This is a genomic window from Paenibacillus sp. FSL R10-2734 (genome assembly GCF_037963865.1).
Classification (GTDB): domain Bacteria; phylum Bacillota; class Bacilli; order Paenibacillales; family Paenibacillaceae; genus Paenibacillus_AQ.
In genome coordinates this window covers 2,491,393-2,507,263 of record NZ_CP150170.1, presented here as the reverse complement: position 1 = coordinate 2,507,263, position 15,871 = coordinate 2,491,393, and the positions used below count along the sequence as shown (strand labels likewise).

Below are 15,871 nucleotides of genomic sequence, written 5' to 3'. Positions count from 1 at the left end.
AAGCGGTTGCGCGTATTCTTTTTTCAATGTGTATAATCAGTTGGCTTTTGCCGTTAATTTGAAGATTTTGGATTCTGCCGGTTCGAGCGTAACTACAAGCTCTCCCGCTGTTTCCCCTTGCGTACCTTCCCATAAGTCAAACAGTTGGTAATCGGCTTGAGCATTCAGCCCTGCACGTGCAAGAGAGATAGATTTATGAGCCGGGTTCGCAGCATCATAGTTGAAAACAGCAAGATAGAATACATTGTCTTCTGCATCTTCAAGTACGAAAGCATCGGAAGCTTGCTTGCCAAGATCCCCTTCGACAGGCTGGAAGGTCTTCCCTAGGCGGGCGACATCCATAATCTCTTTATTACCCAGCCACGCTCTGGCCCGATCGGCTGCTTCCTCTTTTCGGAAATCATCGCCTAACAGCAGCACCGTTCCAGCAATGACCGAAGCAGTCAGTCGACTCCGACCTTCATGCCAGCCAGTGGCATCTTGGTTGTGGCTCTTGTACAGCACGGAATGATCCGGGTCATTGTAATGGTACAAGGTATGGCTCATCCACCAGCCGTGTGTCAACGAGTTCAGCAGATATTCTGTATCGTGTAGCGTGCCGAAGACATCACAGGATACCCGGCGGCTATGCGCAAATGCATAAGGGAACAATGGAGCGATGGACAGATTGATAAAGAACGGCCGGCCAATCACCTCTGGTGAGAGCTTTCTCTGTAAATAGGTCATCCCGTAGTGGTAAGCTGCAATCCCGGTCGTAATCTCAGGATCGTAATGCTGCCCTTCCAGCGCGCCATGCGCCAAGAAGTCTAGCTTGACATACTCGAAGCCTTCCGAGATGAATTTGTTCGTGTACCAATCTATTCTTTGCAGGTTACCTGGATGTGTCGGGTCAATGGCCAGTCCCCCATCAACGTCCGGCAGAATCTCTCCTTCGCTGTCCCGTAGCAAGATATCACCATAGGTATACTTCCCGTTTGTACCCTCCACCTTATCTCCGAACTGAGCTGGACTTCCCCAGAAGGCGAAAGGCGTCCAGTAAGTTCCCGGTCTGTGACCGTTCTGGCGTACTAGATCCAGTGCATTTTTCATCTCTTCGGGTGTGAAATTGTCCCAGAAAGCGTCAAAGTTGATGTACAGCGTGTCCTCATTCTGGAATCCTAACGGCTGCACTTCCTTTTTCAAAAAATTACTGGTGGACGTATACAGATCGTAATCAAGCTCAGCCATTGCCGCAGACCAGCTGTTCCAGCCGATAGGAACGCCGCCATCCCATGGCAGAGGAGCCTCAATCCAGGTATTAGCCTTACCGAACGCTTCAAGACCTTTTCTATAATCATCATAGAATCCTACGAAAACGAGCGGCGACTCTACTCTTGTTCCTTTCACATAACCATGTGGCTGGAAATCACGAGTCATTTCACTTACAGCTCCGCCGTAAAGATCCAGTTCCTCGATCTCTCCGCTCCGCTCGCTTTTGATACGAATACCTGTCTTCCATACCTTGTGCGTAATGGAACCCATAATAATTCCCTGCCGACTTTCCGGCGCGAACAATGCGGTTACCTCATAGCTTTCCGTATCCATCGGCGGCTTCACTACTGTATATCTGACCCATTTGTCGTTGTCATACGGCACACGCAGAATACTTGGTTCTTCTGGTTGACCTGATTCCCCGCCAAGTGCCACCGATTTGGTCTGAATAACCGCCATGCGATTCGCCTTGATCTCCTCGTCACTTGCAATTACGATTTGCATCAACACAAATGATGAGGATTCATAGATATAGAAATGCTGCTCCAGCTGAGGCAGCAGGGATGTTTCGTGCAAAATTACTAAATGAACACCTTTTCCAAAGCCTTCACGAACTACCACTTCCTGAGACTTCAGTGTGTGGCTCTGATAATGTTCAGTGTTGTATTCTCGGCCCTGCCAGCGGAATGCGCTGCGAATCCCTTTTACATAAGAAGTATTTCCGCCGATAACGGATGCTTCACCCGTCCCGAGATCAATCTCCAGATTCACCTCATCATTGGTTACACGGATAAGAGATGCTGTGTCCGTATTCACTTTTACCGTTGTAGCACTATCAGTTAGCATGATTTGCCTCCTTGTTACTGCGTTTTGGACCTTGAAGGCGGTAGGCTCTGTACCTGTGTCCCCCAAGTATGCCCTCATTATAAAGATCAGATAAAGCGTTTTCTATACAACGATCTTCCGATCCATACCGCGATCTAACACATCTAGCACAAACCCAAATCCCCTTAGTATTCATGTCGATGACAAGAAGAAGAGGCTGTACATAAAATACTGCTCATACTCAACAATTTCGAATCCACACTCCGTTTTCACCTTACTCACAGTGTTTTCAGTTGTCGTACATGACAGCTCCACGTATTTACGTTGCTGCTGTAGGTCCATGAATCCTCGGGCAGCTAGAAGAGATAGATTAGGGAAAACCTCCCTAAAAAAAGCCAGAAAACACTATATTCCAATGTAATTAGTTATGATGAACGAAAGGCAGCCCCTGTTCGCACACCGTAGGTTAAAATGGAAGTTGAAGGACAACCATTTCAGAGCTACATGCGAAAGGAGCTGTTAATATGAAGAATACCATAAAATACGTAGGTTTGGATGTATCAAAAGAAAAAATTGCGGTGGCGATTGCAGATGAGGGTCGAGAACCCGCACGATATTATGGAGCCATATCTCATACCCCAGATGCTGTGGCTCGAATGATTCGGAAAATCAAAGGTACAGGGATTACACTGGAGGTCTGCTATGAAGCCGGGCCTACGGGGTACGACTTATATCGCTGGCTGACGAAAATGGGGATTTCCTGCGTGGTAATCGCACCTTCGCGTATGCCACAGCGTCCCGGCGATGCTATAAAAACCGATCGACGGGATGCTGAAAAACTGGCTCAACTGCACCGCGCAGGAGAATTGACTGCGATCCATGTGCCGACTCCTGAACTCGAAGCCTTAAGAGATCTCATTCGTGCACGAGAAGATGCTAGGCAGGACTTACATCGGGTTCGGCAACGGCTCATTCATTTTCTGTTGCGTCACCAAATTCACAAGCCAGAAGGCATGAAAAAACGTTGGACCAAAAGGTACCGGGAATGGCTGTCTATGTTGAAGTTTAATAATGTAGCTCAAGAAAAAGTTTTCGCGGAATCCCTGCAACAGCTCCGGGAAGTGGAGGAGCGAATCAAGCGACTTGAAGCCGCAATGCGAGAAGAAGCACAGATCTGTCCATACGCACCTGTCATTCAAGCGTTGCAAGGTCTGCGGGGAATTGCCCTGCTGACGGCTATGACTTTAGTTGTCGAGATTGGAAATTTTGAGCGTTTTCGTTCACCGGCTCAGCTCATGAGTTACCTGGGACTAGTGCCACGGGAGTATTCATCGGGAGCAAGTACCAAAAGAGGAAGTCTTACAAAAACCGGAAATTCCGGTGTGCGACGTGCACTGGTGGAGTCCGCATGGAGTTACCGTCACCGTCCTGCAGTTAAAGGAGATTTAGCAGTGCGCTTAGAGGGTCAGAGTGCTCATGTCCATGAAACGTCGTGGAAAGCCCAAGAACGGTTACACAGCAAGTATTTAAAGTTAGTCAGACGTGGGAAACACCGAAATTTAACTATGGCTGCGGTAGGTCGTGAGTTAGTTGGATTCATCTGGTCAATAGCGGTAGATGCAGAACGGAAAATGGCGTAGGTGAAATGAAAAAAACACAAAAAGTATACCCAAAAGATTTGAATTCTTGGGGCATGGAGACAAAGAGAAAGGTACGAGGAGAATCCGTGAATTCCCTATGCACAGGATCCCAGATCTGACGTGCGAAATTAGTTTGCGGAAGCTCCTTCGACGTAGGCATAATATGTGGTAACCAACCCACGGATAGCAGATTGCCAGCCGACGACTCGCATTTTGTCTCTGTGCCCAAGGAATTGAAAACCCTTTGGTTTAAAGGGGAAAACAGGGGTATTGACTAATTCGTTCATAGCAGGGAATTCCTCCCTAAAAAACTGAGTGAATTCCAAATTCACCACCAGATCGGATGAATTTCAGGGAGAAATTCCCTGATTGTTAGTCTTGTGAGCAAAAATCTCCGAATTTCAGGGAGTTTTCCCCTAATTGTTGATCTGCATTATATTCGTACAAAAAAACAGCAGCAGAGCCTGTCATTCAGGTCCCTGCTGCTGTCCATATTCGTATAAAACTGACTATTACTGCTCACCTATCACAAGCTTGTAGGTTTGGCCAACAGTAGTAGGAAAGCTCACCCTTCCATCTACGGAACGGTCATATTGCATCTCGTTGTCACCATTACTCACCATAAGCGAAGCATCTGTGCGGATCACACAATCATTACCTAGTAAAGAGGTAATCTGCGCTTCTACGAGCTGGCCTTTATCCCACTGAATGCTAACCTCAAAGCCGCCACGGGCACGCAAGCCCGTAACACTTCCTTGCTGCCATTCATCTGGCAGTGCGGGCAGCAGTTCAAGATAGCTGCGGTGAGATTGCAGTAGCATCTCGGCAATTCCTGCAGTAGCGGCGAAGTTACCGTCAATCTGGAACGGTGGATGTGCGCCAAGCAGATTGGCATAAACGCCGCCGTGACTATACTGTTCTGACTCCCCATCCTTCACCAGCCGCAGCATGTTTGAGAGCAGACGTAGGGAGCGGTTCCCAGCCCGGAAGCGACTCCATAGGGCAACTCGCCAGCCCAGACTCCAGCCTGTGCTCTCGTCCCCGCGCCGTTCAAGCGAGGTTCTGGCCGCAGTGAACAGCTCAGGGGTCTCTTCTTCAGACAATTGTCGGCCCGGATAGATACCGACCAGATGTGAGGTATGTCTGTGATGCATATCCTCATCTTCAAAGTCTATAGACCATTCCTGCAATTGTCCGTACTTACCAACCTGCAGTGGCAATAGACGTTCTCGAGCACTCACCAATTCTGCGCGCAAATCCTCATCCGTTCCAAGTGTTACCGAAGCCGCGATACAATTCGTAAACAGCTCCCAAATGAGCGAAATATCCATTGTGGCACCTGAGCTGACTGCAGCTAAGCCCTCCGCTGTCTGGAATTTATGCTCCGGTGAAGTGGAAGGAGAGGTCACAAGCCTTCCGTTGCCATCGTCTATAAGCCAGTCCAGTGCGAACAGAGCCGCCTCCTTCATCACAGGATAAGCTGAAGTCCGCAAATATTCCTCGTCTCCGCCAAAAGCATAATGCTCCCAGAGATGCTGTGTCAGCCAAATGCCACTCGTCGGCCAGTAGGCCCAGCTTGGATCTCCGTCACCATAATCACCCACTGGTGCTGTTTGTGCCCAAAGATCCGTGTTATGATGAGCCACCCAGCCTCGGGTGCCATAGTTGACCTGAGCAGTCTCCGCACCCTTCTTCGCTAGGTTGCCGATCATATCCAGCAGTGGCTCATGACATTCTGCCAGATTACAAATTTCAGCTGGCCAATAGTTCATCTCTGTATTGATGTTCAGTGTATAGTTGCTGCTCCACGGCGGACGGGTAACCGCATTCCATATTCCCTGCAGATTAGTGGCTTGCGTTCCGGGGCGCGAGCTTGCGATCATCAAATAGCGCCCATATTGAAAGAGTAGCTCGACAAGACCAGGATCCTGTGCCGCATATGTCGTAATCCGCTGCTCCGTGGACATCGCCTCCGGGGCCAGCGTCTTGCCCAGCTGGAGCTTCACCCGGTCGAAAAGCGATTGGTAATCGGTGATATGCGATTGACGCAGGCTGTCGTAAGACCTGCCGTTCACATCTGCCAAATAAGAAGCTGCAATAGCGGAAGCGTCTTTTCCCTCAGCTCCCGGGATTTTGTCATACCCGTTAAAGCCTGTAGCCGCGCTGAAATAAAAGGTTGCTGCCGTCCCTCCCAGCAAATGAATTCCACTGCCGTCAACGGTAACTTCGCCGTCGTCCGCCGTTACGGAGAGTTGTCCTTCGAAGGCCATTCCCTTGCTGTTGCCAGGTTCTCCGTATCTGATGGGATCGTCACTCCCGAAATAACTCGGATCTACATGCTCAGGTGCGATTCCCGACAGTACAAAGCTATCGCCCTGCGCGCGGAGACTGTGCCGAAGTAAACTGTCCAGCGTAGCATGTACATTCAGAGCTCCCGGCGCACTTGCGGTCAGACGCAGTACGAGCAACTGATCCGGATGTGAAGCGAACATCTCGCGGGTATAAGTAACATTACCAATCCGATATTCAATCCGATGAACTGCATTTTCAATATCTAATGTCCGCTGATAAGATTGATAAACACCACCATGCTCAAAGCGAAGTAGTAGATCTCCAAAAGGCAAATACGATTGGGTGTACGGACCTAGCATTTCTCTAGTCATGGTGTCCGCCTCTGTATATCGGCCCTCCTGAATCAGCTTTCGAACCTTTGGTAGAGCATCCTTAGCACCGGGATTGTTCCCATCCTTCGGGAATCCCGACCATAGTGTATCCTCGTTCAGACTGACTTTCTCTTGTTCCACACCACCAAAGATCATACCACCCAGACGGCCATTCCCAATCGGAAGCCCTTCGGTCCATACATTTGCTGGCTTGTCATATTGAAGTTTCATTGGTTCTCTCCCTCACTATCTGTCATAAATTAAATAATAAATCCCCCAAGTATGCCCTCATTATAAAGATCAGATAAAGCGTTTTCTATACATCGATCTAACAATCCATATCGCGATCTAACGCAACCTACTCTAACTCATTTAATAAATTATCCTGAATGTCTACCTCACTGCAGGCGGTTAAACGTATCGCATCCGCAAGACTGGAATGACAGCCTATGCTCTCCCCACCGGTGACAATTTCGTTAGAACGGAAGACTAGTCCGCGAGTACTCTTAACACTAAGGACCAACGCTTCGCTAGTCTCAATCCTGTTGTTCTTAATGACAATTCCCTGATGAACTGGAGCGCTCTCCTCAACCTCTGTGTTCTCTGGCGAAATGAAGATCACCGGATGCTCGATGCCCCCACATTCGATAAAATGGTTCTCAGCGATCGTCACATCCTCTACCTTCCCGGACTCAAACCAAGAATCTGCATCTAAAGCAATCAGGATGGCGCTCATTTGCATCCGTTCAAAAACATTATCCCTAATTTCCACTTTGCGCCGTGTAGTCACAAGAACACCACGGCTTGGGACTCTAGCGAAGTGATTATTGACAACCTCAACCTCCGGTGTCCAGGTTACATTCTCGATCACATCATGGCTACCCATGCCTTCTGGAGCCGGATGGGCCAAGGTTAATACGAGTTCCCGGGGATTTACAAGCTTCACCTCGACCACTTCATTAGTCGCATAGGTAATCAACGAGCCGGAACGAACAAATTCGATTTCATCTCCCGGATGAAAAGCCAAAAACCCATACGTCTGGTGATGCATGAACCGAACCTTCACCGTATTTGCCGACAGCTGCTCCACGATCCGTAGATAGGTACCATGGACATTAACGACATCATCATGTGAACCGGCAAAACGGCTGTCCGCAACTTTCAACTTACCTCGGCAGCTGGACATATGAATGAAATCCGCAAAGCCTGTAACCGTCCGCCCCGTTTCCGAACGCGGTGAGATATCCATGCGTTGAAAGGTGAGGTTGTCGCTGAACTGTCCCACAACACCAAGCCCGTGTAGGAAGTGTAGCCCAACCTCTGTAAAGGTGATGTTCGAACTTTCCACAATGAAGACGCCCACCTGATCGCGGATACCATCACGGCTTTGCAGGACATGCCCAGGAACAACCTCGGGCTGATGATCAAAATGCAAACGAAGCTTCATTGGCTCCAGCTCTTCAACAGACTCAGCCAGCTCCGACCAGTTGTCCATCCGCCAAGTCGTATTGCGCAGTGGATCATAGGTCTGCATCGGTCCTTCCGAGAAGCTCCAACCCTCACCGATCCAGAACAGCTTGCCGTCCCTGATCTCATAATGCGAATCGGGGTGAGCCTGGACATCGAAATAATGAGTACCGCTTTCAGTAATCGTCATCTCTGTCACAGTCGGCCGAGCATAGTCGGTATGTAAATTGCGAATCTCCACATTCTTGCAATTATCCAGCAGGAGCATAGTCTGCTTGCCATGGAAGATAAATAGGGAGTCATTGCCCTCCAGCGTTAAATTGTGCAGACTCTTCAGCAGAATTCCGATAGTCTTGGTGACATCAGGATTTTCCACCTCACTGGTAGTGTTGGAGATGTAATAGGGTTCCCGGACCGCCTCTTCCGGATAGAAATGATAGCAGCCTTTCGGACAATCCAGCAGGACCGGCCCAGCTATTTCGGAGGCAGCCTGAATGGCTTTCGTCATGGCCGGCTGAGCATCCAAGCCGGAATCCGGTAGGATACCATAATCAGTCAGGCGAATTACTGTAGTAGAAGACTCGAAGGTGTGTTCTGCAAAAGACATGATTAACACCAACTTTCTTTGTATTGTAAACGCTTAATATGAGGCAGTATAATCCCCTTCGCTAAAATAATCAATTGTACAGCAGCTTCAAAATACGCAGACTAGTGCCTTTACTCTGTTCATCCTTTTCCCCTGTAATTCTCACGGTTACTTGCAATTCCTGACGTTGTTTCTGGACTCCGAACATGGCAATAATAGGCCGAAACGCAAGCGGACACCATTCATCGAACAAGTTAACAGCACTAAAGGGACCGCCATTGAATGAATATTCGAATATCCCACTATCCGGGCCGTAGAGCAGCAGCAGACCCACGTTTTGTCCGGTCACTGTGAAAGAAAAAACTGCCTCTCTACTATCTGTAAATAAGTGCTCCGTTCCAAATCGCCAATTCATCAGCGGATCTTGAGGGGTAAGCTCGCATAGCTCGAACCCATCTGCATGATCAGCGCCTCTGAAGTCCAGTAAGTTACCATATTCATAATTTTGCTCCTCCAGAGGGGAAATACTTAAAGCGCTTTCGCAAATTAAATGTGTGTTGTCAGGAACAAGGGCTGTCTCCAAATACTCCCGTAAAAAAGAAGCATACAGCGCATGACCATCATCATTGGGATGATATCCATCCGGTGCCAGCTCGGTCCACTCCATTTGTCCCGCCTGGGTCTGCGCATAAACTCTAGCAGCAAAATTAACAGATGGAAGCTCATAATGCTCTGCCACTTCTTCGTGGACGGCAATGTTAAAGGGGTTGCTCCCTGACAGATTTTTCTCTGCCGCCGTATACAAGAAGCAAATGTCAGTGCTCGGTGACAATCGTCTGCACTGGCGCACAATTCCTTCCATGCCTCTAATCGATTCTTCCCGGTCACTGTCGTCATTGACGCTAAATTCAACGAATAGCAAATCAATCCTACCCTGCCCCAGAACATGTGCCTGTAATCGATGGGCGCCCAGCGTGGAGTTTGTTCCACCTACTCCCGCATTGATAAAGCGGAATTTCTGATCCACAAATCGCTCCTGCAGGTACTTACCAGTCAGCGCTCTCCAGCTATACGTATCCGCTTCGGAAGCACCTGCCCCCTCTGTAATGGACCCGCCCAAAAAGGCGACGGTCACCGGCTCCTTACCCGCAAGTCTTACGCTTGTACTCGGTAGTCCTCGTCTTGAAACCACAAAATGATGATTGCAATGTTTCTCTTCTGACATGGCTGATCCTCCGTAAATAAACATGGATATTTTTCCTTGAAATCAAGAAATCAGGTGCTGGGTATATCTTACAGCACCTGATTCTGATTTCAATATTTTATTTTTTAGAAGTTTCGTAAGCCTTTTGTAAGATCTCGAGATAACGATCTACCTTCAAGTCTTTCAGACCTTTTATATAAGCATCCCAATCCTTATTAAGATCCTTGTTGCCCGTGATGAATTGAAGCTGATTTTGCTCAATGTAATTCTTCAGGTTGGTTTGTAGTAAGCTCGCTTCATCGATTTCGCTTGGATCAATCCAGATCGACCAGATCGGGAATAGTTCTTTAGGCTCGTGCCCTGCATACAGCAGAGTCGCATCATACAATCTGCGTTCATAACCGCTGGAAGCGTAGATGTCAGTGGCTTGAACGAAGGTGTCACGGTACTCTTTTGGCATATAGAAGTGAGCCATACCGCTCCAGCCCGCATTGCGCGGCGCTTCGCCTTCAGCCATAGGAAGGGTTTTGATGACTGGTTTAACATCTTTGTCCAGTGCCACATCGCCTTCTACTGGATCAGACCAGTCAATGCCCTTCATGCCACTTCCACCATTGGTCTGTCCTTCTGAAGTAAACATGTAGTCTACCATTTTAATTAAAGCCACCTGTGCTTCCTCACTAGCTTTGTTGGTGATTACAAATTTTGCTCCCGGGGATACACCACCTGCATCATGAGTCGCATAGGAGATACCTTCCGGTCCGGCAATCGGTGGTACAGGGTTGTAGTGTGCCGAGCTTCTATTGCCTGGATCAATATTGACGAAGATCGCAGGGTGCATGCCAGCGCCGGCGCCCAGAATTTCCGCATCGGCATTTTCACCGATTTTTTTGAAGGCTTCCGCGTTTTGTGTGAATGCACCTGGATCAATTAGACCAGCGTCAAACAGGGATTTGATATAGGTCAAGCCTTCCTTCCACTCCGGTGTGGTCGCTGCCGATAGAACTTTTCCATCCACCATATTCAGATAATTGCGATCATCATCGTAGACAAATGCGTTCATCAGGAATGGAACAATCCGTACACCAAACTCCTCAATAGAGCCGCTCAGTGGCACTTCATCCGCTTTGCCATTCCCGTTCGGATCTTGTGTTTTGAAAGCTTCCAGCACTTTTTTGAACTCTTCGGTTGTCTTCGGCATTTCCAGATTCAGCTTCTTAAGCCACTCGGTATTGAGCCACATTTTGCTCGGATAGGAGCAGTGAAAGCACTCTGTGTAAGCGACAAGTCCGTAGATATTACCATCAGGCGCTGTGTTAAGCGTTCTCAAATTATCGTTTTTTTCCATCGCCGCTTTAATATTAGGAGCATATTTATCAATTAGATCGTTCAGAGGAATCAGCACACCCTGTTTGCCATACTTCAAAAGGTCTGCCTGTGAGAACTGATCAATATAGTGAGTGAGCAGGTAAGCATCAGGGTAATCACCACTCGCCAGTGAGATTTGGCGCTTTTCCTTGGCTCCGTCTGAAGGGTTGATCTCCCAATTAAATTTAATATTGAATTTGTCTTCCACAAATTTCGTGAATTTATTGGTAGGAACATCGATCCCGGATTCCTGAACCGAGAACACGCTGATTTCAACCGGTTTGCTTGCGGATTCCGAGTTACCCGATTCTGCAGGTGCGGTGGATGTGTTATCTGTATTTTTATTAGCACATCCGCTTAACACCACCGTAAGAATTAATACCAGCACCAAAGACAAAGTCATCATACTTTTCTTCAATTCCGATCACTCCCTTTTATTATTTAGACAGGTACGATATCTTTCTGGCATTTTACTGCGTGCCTCTCCCCCTCTCTAGATCCTGAAAGCTGTGAATTAGCCTTTGACAGAACCGACCAGCATTCCTTGGACAAAATAACGCTGAACAAACGGATAAATTACAAGTACAGGCAGAGTGGCGATAACGATAAGCGCGTATTTGAGTAGCTCAGCAAGCTGCTGCCGCTCCACCATTTTCATCGCATCCATAGTGCCTGCGCTGTTGTTCTGGATGATGATGCTTCGTAAGACAAGCTGAAGTGGGAACAAATCTGCTGATTTCAAATAAATCAAAGCGTCAAAGTATGCATTCCACTGACCCACCGCATACATAAGGACTAACACTGCGATAATGGGCTTCGATAACGGAATGACAACACTCCAGACAAACCGCATATCACTGCACCCATCGATTTCACTGGCTTCCAGCAGTTCCTCCGGAATAGAGGATTGAAAGAATGACCGGGCTATAATGACCTGCCATACCCAAATCGCGTTTGGGATCAGCAGTGCCCAGCGTGTATCAATCAAATGGAGCTCCTTCACAACCATGTAGGTCGGAATCAGTCCGCCGCTGAAAATCATCGTAAAGGTGATGATCATCATCAAAGTATTGCGTCCGAAGAAACCCCTGCGTGATAAAGGGTACGCGATCATGATCGTCAGCACAACACTGATGAATGTCCCTGCGGCTGTATAAAAAATGGAGTTGCCATAGCCTGTAATAATTTCAGGTGTATTTAACAGAACCTTAAAGCCTTTGAAGGAAATATCTACAGGCCATAGCCAGACTCGACCGGAGGTAACGGCAGCTGGACTGCTGATCGAACTGCTGATGATAAAAATCAGCGGATAAATCACCGCGATGACCACGAGGCTGAGTATGGCATAAATAGTGATCAGAAATAGCTTATCACCGGTTGATTCTTTAATTTTTTGTTGAGCTGCTGCCATGTGGTTGCTCCTTTCTACCAGATGCTGTTGTTTGTGATGCGTTTAGCCAAGCCATTCACCGTTAGCAACAAAATAAGGTTGATCACCGAGTTGAATAGACCAACCGCAGTTGCAAAGCTATAATTGGCATTCAGCAAACCGACCCGGTAGACATAAGTGGCAATGATCTCGGAGTTCGCCAGATTGAGCGGGTTCTGCAGCAGATAGACCTTCTCAAAACCAATAGCCATGACATTCCCAACATTCAAAATCAGGATGATGACGATGGTAGGCACAATACCTGGCAGATCAATATAACGGATTTTTTGAAAACGCGAAGCGCCATCGACTTTGGCTGCCTCGTAAAGCGTCGGATCTATACCGGCAAGCGCTGCTAAATAGATAACGGCGCTGTAGCCCGCGGTCTGCCAAATATCGGACCAGACATAAATTGAACGAAACATTCCCGGTTCTCCAAGGAAATTGATCGACTCTAGACCGAAGAAATTGAGCGCAATGTTCGCAAACCCAAGGCGAGGTGCCATAAATAGCATGATAATGGACACCATGACTACCGTCGAGATGAAATAAGGCGCAAAAGATACGAGCTGGACGAACTTTTTGAATCTTCCGCCGCGCAACTCATTAATCATGAGAGCAAGGATAATCGGGATTGGGAATCCTGCCAGCAGCAGGTAACCACTAAGCATGATGGTGTTCTTGAGCAGTGTCCAAAATTGCGGATTTTCAAAAAATAAGCGGAAATTATGAAATCCAACCCAGGGACTTCCCCATATTCCTTTAATCACGTTGTAGTCCTTGAAGGCTAGAACCGCGTTTAGCATTGGATAATACTTAAAAATGAGGAAAAATAGTAGAGGTGGAATCACGAGCAAATGTAGCTGCCAGTGCTTTTTCATACTTCTGCGAGCATTTTGTAAAAATACAGAGCCCCTACGCTTCGGTAACGACTTGTGGTGTAATACTATTTCTTTCTCCAGAACAATCCCCCCTAAGCAACCGCCAGTAGTTTGTGATAGCGCTTTCTACGGATTGATCATAGTTGACTTTTAGCCCCAAAGAAAAGGTACACTTGGGCATTTCAGCGTACAAATAACCCTAATCCGGGAGCGCAAAATAGCTGTAGAACGGCCATTTTTCCGCAATTAGGGTTAATACTCATTAAAAAAGCTGCATCGCCCTGAGGGAGGACAATGCAGCCACATGCTATGGCACTGTTTATTCATCGATAGACTGTCTATAAGCACTTGGTGAAACGCCGATTAACCTCTTGAATGCCCGTCTAAAAGAGTGTGAGCTGTTGTAACCGACCCGCACGGCAATCTCGTCAACGGTATACCGACTATCTTTGAGTAGGATCACAGCCTGATCCATTCTGACTTTTATCAAATGGTCGGAGAAATTGACACCGGTAACCTCTTTAAACAATTGAGAAATATATTTTTCAGGCCGTTCCACCTGTTCAGCTACCCGGTACAGACTCAGCTCTGTATCCGAATAATTCTCTACGGTATATTCCTTGATCTGCTTAATAATCTGAATATGAATATCCTTCTTTTTATTCGCAATAAGTCCACACAGCTCTTCCATAATGACAAAAAATTCGGTCTGAATCATTTCGAGCCGTTCCGACGAACCAATGTCTATGACCCGCCGCTTCACACTTTCGATGTCCGAGTATTCTGTAAATGCCTTTTGATCCAGAAGCTTAAGAAAGGTCCCCTTTATTTCACCGACAAGCTGTTGCTTCATTTCCATGGATAATTCCCGCTGTTCCATGTTCTGGGCAACGATCGCACGGACAATCCGTTTAGCCTCCTCAAGCTCTCCGGCCCGAATGGTGCTGATCAGCCGCTGCTCTGTATCCAGTGGATAATAGTAGGTCGTATTCTCATTTTGGGCTTCACTGCTCCATACAATTCCTTTTTTATTCATGTACACGGCATATTCCAGCGCTTGCTTGGCTTGGTCAAAGGAAAGGCTAACCTCCGTTATTTCTGTAAAAAGCTCACCGAAGCCAGCCTGAGTAGTAATGCGGTACTCATTAAAAACGTATTGCGCTAGATTCTCTAGAATGTGAGTGATATTCTCTGCCTCATACGCTTTGTCAGTCTCTTCTTCCTTGGAGAAAAACAGAGTTACCACTTTATCGGAACCCATATCCGTCATTAATACATCCACGCCGAGATCCGACAGGGACTGCTTCAGCAGCAAACGGGAAGCATTCAGCTCATTGAGAATTTCCACGCTGTCCATACCTGCATAGCCGTTAATCTGAACAATTCCTACATACCCAGAATTCTGTTTTAAGCTTATCCCTGCTTGCTCGGCGGCAGTAAGAATTTCATCATGTGTTTTGAATTCACCTGCTAGCAACCGCTTCAGGAATGCATCCCTGACCAACGGAAGCTGACGATTAAGTTCGGTTTCCAGCAGCTTGTTCTTGGTGATCATATTGGCGATATTTCCGCTTAAAAAGTCGAATTCATTCTTCGTGGAGACCTCTTCCTTGCCAAATTGCTCCTTCATGACGCTGAGCATGCGGTTGATTGGGGCGCTGTTTCGGTAAGCTAGCACAAGTCCGACAATTAGGCCGATGAATAAGGTACCACCCGTAATTTGCATGGACATTTTCTTGATCATGTTAGCATTCTCCATCAAAGTATGCCGAGGAATCCCTGTCTGGTATATCCAGCCGTTCGAATCGGAGCGAGTCGTGATCACTAGCTCGTCTTCATAAAACTGACTGACCTTGTTCTTGTCAAACTCCGAATCGGCGGCCATATGAACCATTTTCTGCTCATCACTTCCCTGCAGGACAATCGTATTTCCTTCAGCATCACTGATATGAACCCAACCTCCGTATCGCTCGGTTAGACCAGATAACAGACTAGATATGGTTTTCTCGTCTATGATCACTACTGCGACAGCTGGTGAGGAATCGTTGAAACTATCCAGAGGGAGTGACTGCATATAGGTAATAACGGAGGTTTGCATCCCCCTACTAACAAAATCACTGAGTGGCTTGATTTCACTACGGTGGGTTTTCTCAAGCACTTCTTTGGTCCAATCCTGTAGCGAAAGATCTTTATAATTGAAATTAGCGTAGTAATGTTCCGGACGATAGGAAGAGCCTGGGGTCAGAATAAGATTGTAATTCGCGAGGTAAATATAATAATTTTGCAAAAAATCATTGGTCTGACCGAATGTCAGAACATTACGCATCGTTCTCCAAATGCCGTATACATTCGTCTCGTTGTCTCTTTCATTCATCAGAACGTTTAACTCCTGGTTGACCGCCAATTGCCTGGTAAACCCCTCTACTTCCGCCATGCGGCGCTCCAATATTTCCTGACTCTTCTGTAGCTGAGTGACCCCATTCTCAATAGAGATAGACTCCGTCACAGAAATCGAAGTCAGATAGGACATATATCCGCCAATGCTGGGAATGACCAA

Annotated in this window: 9 protein-coding genes; 1 reads left to right on the top strand and 8 read right to left on the bottom strand. The window is 47.3% G+C overall.

Annotated features, from left to right (window positions below; genetic code table 11):
• Positions 1-36 precede the first annotated feature (36 nt).
• Complete coding sequence (locus NSS67_RS10945; RefSeq protein WP_339319553.1) at positions 37-2,097, bottom strand: alpha-galactosidase; 2,061 nt, start codon at positions 2,095-2,097, stop codon at positions 37-39.
• A gap of 503 nt (positions 2,098-2,600) precedes the next feature.
• Here NSS67_RS10945 and NSS67_RS10940 point away from each other — a divergent pair.
• Positions 2,601-3,716, top strand: a complete 1,116-nt coding sequence (locus NSS67_RS10940; protein WP_339315492.1) for an IS110 family transposase — start codon at positions 2,601-2,603, stop codon at positions 3,714-3,716.
• A gap of 512 nt (positions 3,717-4,228) precedes the next feature.
• Here the strand turns inward: NSS67_RS10940 and NSS67_RS10935 are convergent.
• From NSS67_RS10935 to NSS67_RS10905, 7 genes are all read right to left on the bottom strand, one after another.
• Positions 4,229-6,610, bottom strand: coding sequence for a glycoside hydrolase family 95 protein (locus NSS67_RS10935; RefSeq protein ID WP_339319552.1), 2,382 nt, complete (start codon positions 6,608-6,610; stop codon positions 4,229-4,231).
• A gap of 127 nt (positions 6,611-6,737) precedes the next feature.
• Positions 6,738-8,453 (bottom strand): right-handed parallel beta-helix repeat-containing protein, encoded by a 1,716-nt coding sequence (locus tag NSS67_RS10930; RefSeq protein WP_339319551.1) that lies wholly within the window; start codon positions 8,451-8,453, stop codon positions 6,738-6,740.
• 70 nt (positions 8,454-8,523) lie between these two features.
• The gene (locus NSS67_RS10925; protein ID WP_339319550.1) at positions 8,524-9,657 is read right to left on the bottom strand and encodes an SGNH/GDSL hydrolase family protein; all 1,134 of its coding nucleotides are present in this window, start codon (positions 9,655-9,657) and stop codon (positions 8,524-8,526) included.
• A 97-nt stretch (positions 9,658-9,754) separates the two neighbouring features.
• A complete protein-coding gene (locus tag NSS67_RS10920; protein ID WP_339319549.1) occupies positions 9,755-11,422 on the bottom strand; it encodes an extracellular solute-binding protein in 1,668 nt (555 codons plus the stop codon).
• 96 nt (positions 11,423-11,518) lie between these two features.
• Complete coding sequence (locus NSS67_RS10915) at positions 11,519-12,415, bottom strand: carbohydrate ABC transporter permease (protein ID WP_339319548.1); 897 nt, start codon at positions 12,413-12,415, stop codon at positions 11,519-11,521.
• 14 nt (positions 12,416-12,429) lie between these two features.
• The gene (locus tag NSS67_RS10910) at positions 12,430-13,314 is read right to left on the bottom strand and encodes an ABC transporter permease subunit (RefSeq protein ID WP_339319547.1); all 885 of its coding nucleotides are present in this window, start codon (positions 13,312-13,314) and stop codon (positions 12,430-12,432) included.
• Between the two features lie 319 nt (positions 13,315-13,633).
• Entirely contained in the window at positions 13,634-15,844 is a 2,211-nt protein-coding gene (locus tag NSS67_RS10905; protein WP_339319546.1) for a helix-turn-helix domain-containing protein, read from the bottom strand.
• Positions 15,845-15,871 lie beyond the last annotated feature (27 nt).

Excerpts from the sequence above, each read along its gene's own strand:
- NSS67_RS10945 (WP_339319553.1), bottom strand. The coding sequence starts at position 2,097 with ATGCTAACTGATAGTGCTACAACGGTAAAAGTGAATACGGACACAGCA.
- NSS67_RS10940 (WP_339315492.1), top strand. The coding sequence starts at position 2,601 with ATGAAGAATACCATAAAATACGTAGGTTTGGATGTATCAAAAGAAAAA.
- NSS67_RS10935 (WP_339319552.1), bottom strand. The coding sequence starts at position 6,610 with ATGAAACTTCAATATGACAAGCCAGCAAATGTATGGACCGAAGGGCTT.
- NSS67_RS10930 (WP_339319551.1), bottom strand. The coding sequence starts at position 8,453 with ATGTCTTTTGCAGAACACACCTTCGAGTCTTCTACTACAGTAATTCGC.
- NSS67_RS10925 (WP_339319550.1), bottom strand. The coding sequence starts at position 9,657 with ATGTCAGAAGAGAAACATTGCAATCATCATTTTGTGGTTTCAAGACGA.
- NSS67_RS10915 (WP_339319548.1), bottom strand. The coding sequence starts at position 12,415 with ATGGCAGCAGCTCAACAAAAAATTAAAGAATCAACCGGTGATAAGCTA.
- NSS67_RS10910 (WP_339319547.1), bottom strand. The coding sequence starts at position 13,314 with ATGAAAAAGCACTGGCAGCTACATTTGCTCGTGATTCCACCTCTACTA.
- NSS67_RS10905 (WP_339319546.1), bottom strand. The coding sequence starts at position 15,844 with ATGTCCTATCTGACTTCGATTTCTGTGACGGAGTCTATCTCTATTGAG.